Raw genomic sequence first — 4,238 nt, forward strand, 5'->3', positions numbered from 1 at the left:
TTCACATCCTGGGTATCTTTACCATATTTATTTTCGCCTTGTGTGCCAATGAACGCTCCAAGATCGATAAGCATCATCACCAGAATCAACGTCGGGACAAAACGCCCCACCGCCCATTGCCAGACACCCGGTAAAATCGCCCAGTTACCCGCCAGCAGCATCCACGCCACAATCATCAGAAATGCCCATGCGCCGGAACGCCCGCGATCATGCAAGCGCTTAACGGTTACTGCCGCTGTTGGCCAAAGCAAGCACACAAGGCAAAACGCCGCGGTCTGAATATCGAGTAAATTTTTACCCGCCAGTGAGAAAAGCACCAGCATGCCTGCGAACCACAGGCCTATCCAAATCCAAAAATCACGGCGTCCAATACGCCCTTTAAATGAGAATAACCATTGCTGTATGGTCATGTAAGTTCCTTGATGGTTGTCTTTTCCAGGATTCTACCCTTTTGACAAGGGCGACAGATATCGTTTTAATCGGAGCCAGTCATAACAAAAGGTACTGTCAATGAAGCCAGGGTGTACGCTGTTTTTTCTCTTATGTTCTGCATTAACCGTTACAACAACGGCGCATGCACAAACACCAGATACGGCAACGACCGCGCCTTATCTGCTGGCTGGAGCCCCTACTTTCGATCTCTCCATCAGCCAGTTTCGAGAAGACTTTAACAGCCAGAATCCCAGCCTGCCACTGAACGAATTTCGTGCCATCGACAGCAGTCCCGACAAAGCCAATCTCACTCGTGCTGCAAGTAAAATTAACGAGAACTTGTATGCTTCTACAGCGCTGGAGCGCGGTACCTTAAAAATCAAAAGCATTCAAATGACCTGGCTACCCATCCAGGGGCCAGAGCAAAAAGCAGCGAAAGCGAAAGCTCAGGAATACATGGCAGCAGTGATCCGCACACTCACCCCATTAATGACCAAAACACAAAGCCAGAAAAAACTGCAGTCGCTGCTAACGGCGGGGAAAAACAAACGTTATTACACCGAGACAGAAGGTGCACTGCGTTATGTTGTCGCGGACAACGGCGAAAAGGGGCTGACCTTCGCTGTTGAACCGATTAAGCTGGCGCTATCTGAATCGCTTGAAGGTTTGAATAAATGACAAAAAGCAAAGCCTTTGTGCCGATGAATCTCTATACTGTTTCACAGACCTGCTGCCCTGCGGGGCGGCCATCTTCCTTTATTCGCTTATAAGCGTGGAGAATTAAAATGCGACATCCTTTAGTGATGGGTAACTGGAAACTGAACGGCAGCCGCCACATGGTTCACGAGCTGGTTTCTAACCTGCGTAAAGAGCTGGCAGGTGTTGCTGGCTGTGCGGTTGCAATCGCACCACCGGAAATGTACATCGATATGGCGAAGCGCGAAGCTGAAGGCAGCCACATCATGCTGGGTGCGCAAAACGTGGACCTGAACCTGTCCGGCGCATTCACCGGTGAAACTTCTGCCGCTATGCTGAAAGACATCGGCGCTCAGTACATCATCATCGGCCACTCTGAACGTCGTACTTACCACAAAGAGTCTGACGAACTGATTGCGAAAAAATTCGCGGTGCTGAAAGAGCAGGGCCTGACTCCGGTTCTGTGCATCGGTGAAACCGAAGCTGAAAACGAAGCGGGCAAAACTGAAGAAGTTTGCGCACGTCAGATCGACGCGGTACTGAAAACTCAGGGTGCTGCGGCATTCGAAGGTGCGGTTATCGCTTACGAACCTGTATGGGCAATCGGTACTGGCAAATCTGCAACTCCGGCTCAGGCACAGGCTGTTCACAAATTCATCCGTGACCACATCGCTAAAGTTGACGCTAACATCGCTGAACAAGTGATCATTCAGTACGGCGGCTCTGTAAACGCGTCTAACGCTGCAGAACTGTTTGCTCAGCCAGATATCGACGGCGCGCTGGTTGGCGGTGCTTCTCTGAAAGCTGACGCTTTCGCAGTGATCGTTAAAGCTGCAGAAGCGGCTAAACAGGCTTAAGTCTGACAGGTGCCGGATTTCATATCCGGCACTTACTTTCCTTAACTCTTCGCCTTAACGCAAAATCTCACACTGATGATCCTGAATTTCCTCGGCTGAAGCACGGTTAAGCGTCAGTAGATTTCGTTGTGTCGCCAGCAATACAAATGAGTTATCACTCTGCCGTACCATCGCCAGCCCGTAGCTTCCCATATGTTCCCGCGCCTCAGGTACTTCTTCTGCCAGCATCATAAATGGGCTGCGTTGTACCAGTTCGCTTTCCGTTACCCGACGCGCCAGGTATTCATGCCCGCGCAAACCACCTGGCAGTGGCAACCAGCGGCTGCTGATGTTCGCCAGATTGTTATCCAGTTGTTCGCGCACATCAGGACGAATACAAGAGATATGAATATGAAAATGGTTTTGCGTACGCCCGGTGCGGGAGTTGATCGCCAAAGAAACCGCGCGATCGGGAACCGGCTGGCCGTATTTTTTGCTCATAAAATCACGCGCCTGCCAGGCCAACCAAAAGAAGTTCGGCGTTGAAGGATCGGTCAACAAAGGACTTTCAGTACCGTTAATACGATACGTTGGCATCAACAGATATTGCAGTGGACCATTAAGATCTTTTAAAACCACGTATCCGGCATTGGGTTTGACTTCCGCACATGGCGAAGGATTTTGATTTTGCTGCTGATTGGGCAAACATTCCTCAAGGACAATCTTACGTAATGTATCCGACTCTTCACCGGTTAATTTCCAGTAACCAATACCGGCAGCCACAACGGCGATAACTATCATCACCAAAAAAAGAAGACCCGCTTTTTTCATCTTTTTTTCCCTGTACCTCAAAGAGATGCAAGGGTAACGCAAAATCGTGACAAATAAAAAACCCGGTCGCGAGAAACCACCGGGTTTGATAATTATCCTGGGGAAATCAGCGTTTGCTGATCTGATCGAACGTACCGCCGTTAGCAAAATGCTCTTTTTGCGCTTTCGTCCAGCCGCCGAACTCTTCATCAATGGTGAATAACTTCAGCTTTGGAAACGCATTTTCGTACTTTTTCGCCACCTCAGCGTCGCGCGGACGGTAGTAGTTTTTCGCGGCAATTTCCTGACCTTCTGGCGAGTAGAGATATTTCAGGTAGGCTTCCGCCACCTCTTTGGTGCCTTTTTTCTCGACCACTTTATCGACCACCGACACGGTTGGCTCTGCGAGGATAGACTCACTCGGCGTGACGATTTCGAATTTATCTTTCCCCAGTTCATTCGCTGCCAGCAGAGCTTCGTTTTCCCAGGCGATCAGTACATCGCCAATCCCGCGCTCGACAAAGGTGTTAGTGGAGCCGCGCGCGCCAGAATCCAGAACTTCGACGTTTTTATACAGTGCCCGAACAAAATCCTGTGCTTTTGCCTGATCGTTGTTGTTGTGATGCAGCGCGTAGCCCCAGGCAGCCAGGTAGTTCCAGCGTGCGCCACCAGAGCTTTTCGGATTAGGCGTGATCACCGAAACACCCGGTTTAATCAGATCGTTCCAGTCATGGATCTGCTTCGGATTGCCCTTACGCACCAGGAAAACAATGGTGGAAGTGTACGGTGCGGAGTTATCCGGCAGACGTTTGATCCACTCTTTATCAATCCGCCCGCGTTCCGCAATTGCGTCCACGTCATAGGCCAGAGCCAGCGTGACAACATCAGCTTCAATACCGTTGATTACCGACGTCGCTTGTTTACCTGAACCACCGTGTGACTGACGAATCACCACGTTATCACCAGTTTGCTGTTTCCAGTGGGCGCTGAATGCCTTGTTGTACTGTTCGTACAATTCGCGCGTTGGATCATATGAAACGTTAAGAAGCTGAATATCCTTTGCCATAACGCTGGTTGCCGCCAGCAAAAATGTTAACCCTACGCCCCACTTGTTCATCGCCCGACTCTCTTATGTTGTGTTGTGATGAGCAAAGCGTGCCAGAAGGTTAACCAAACATTAAAGAATAAAAAAAGATTGGCTATAACTTGCGGGTATATGTTGAAGGATTAAAAAGGCGGAAGAAATCCGCCTCATATTGCTGACAAAGTCCGCTTTGTCCATGCCGGATGCGGCGCGAACGCCTTATCCGGCCTACAAAAGTTTGCAAATTCAATAAATTGCAGAATTAATGTAGATACTGTTATGGCCTGCAAGTTTTTTCCTGGTCCGGTTTCCCGGATTGCAGGCATGCCAGACACAGCGCCGTCAGGCGCTGTTTTTTTCATCCCTTCCGCGATTTTTAC

5 protein-coding genes and 1 pseudogene are annotated in these 4,238 nt (G+C 49.7%); 2 read left to right on the top strand and 4 right to left on the bottom strand.

What is annotated here, in order from left to right:
* A partial coding sequence (locus E0D98_RS21665) for a DUF805 domain-containing protein (RefSeq protein WP_131890986.1) occupies positions 1-410 on the bottom strand: 410 nt, incomplete at its 3' end.
* A 100-nt stretch (positions 411-510) separates the two neighbouring features.
* On the opposite strand from E0D98_RS21665, the gene E0D98_RS21670 reads away from it, so the two are divergent.
* Complete coding sequence (locus E0D98_RS21670; RefSeq protein ID WP_000802226.1) at positions 511-1,110, top strand: YiiQ family protein; 600 nt, start codon at positions 511-513, stop codon at positions 1,108-1,110.
* A 107-nt stretch (positions 1,111-1,217) separates the two neighbouring features.
* Positions 1,218-1,985 (top strand): triose-phosphate isomerase, encoded by a 768-nt coding sequence (tpiA, locus tag E0D98_RS21675; protein WP_001216325.1) that lies wholly within the window; start codon positions 1,218-1,220, stop codon positions 1,983-1,985.
* A 54-nt stretch (positions 1,986-2,039) separates the two neighbouring features.
* Here the strand turns inward: tpiA and cdh are convergent, their stop codons facing one another.
* The 3 genes and pseudogenes from cdh to E0D98_RS27580 all read right to left on the bottom strand — a co-directional run.
* The gene (gene cdh / locus E0D98_RS21680; RefSeq protein ID WP_000708998.1) at positions 2,040-2,795 is read right to left on the bottom strand and encodes a CDP-diacylglycerol diphosphatase; all 756 of its coding nucleotides are present in this window, start codon (positions 2,793-2,795) and stop codon (positions 2,040-2,042) included.
* A 106-nt stretch (positions 2,796-2,901) separates the two neighbouring features.
* A complete protein-coding gene (sbp, locus tag E0D98_RS21685) occupies positions 2,902-3,891 on the bottom strand; it encodes a sulfate/thiosulfate ABC transporter substrate-binding protein Sbp (protein ID WP_001045689.1) in 990 nt (329 codons plus the stop codon).
* Positions 3,892-4,025: 134 nt separating this feature from the next.
* Positions 4,026-4,238 (bottom strand): annotated as a pseudogene (locus E0D98_RS27580) (hypothetical protein); the annotation flags it as partial.

The organism is Escherichia sp. KCJ4928 (assembly GCF_004352695.1).
Classification (GTDB): Bacteria; Pseudomonadota; Gammaproteobacteria; order Enterobacterales; family Enterobacteriaceae; genus ECMA0423.

Bases quoted from the DNA above. Each gene is read 5' to 3' on its own strand.
- E0D98_RS21670 (WP_000802226.1), top strand. From the start codon at position 511: ATGAAGCCAGGGTGTACGCTGTTTTTTCTCTTATGTTCTGCATTAACC.
- tpiA (WP_001216325.1), top strand. From the start codon at position 1,218: ATGCGACATCCTTTAGTGATGGGTAACTGGAAACTGAACGGCAGCCGC.
- cdh (WP_000708998.1), bottom strand. From the start codon at position 2,795: ATGAAAAAAGCGGGTCTTCTTTTTTTGGTGATGATAGTTATCGCCGTT.
- sbp (WP_001045689.1), bottom strand. From the start codon at position 3,891: ATGAACAAGTGGGGCGTAGGGTTAACATTTTTGCTGGCGGCAACCAGC.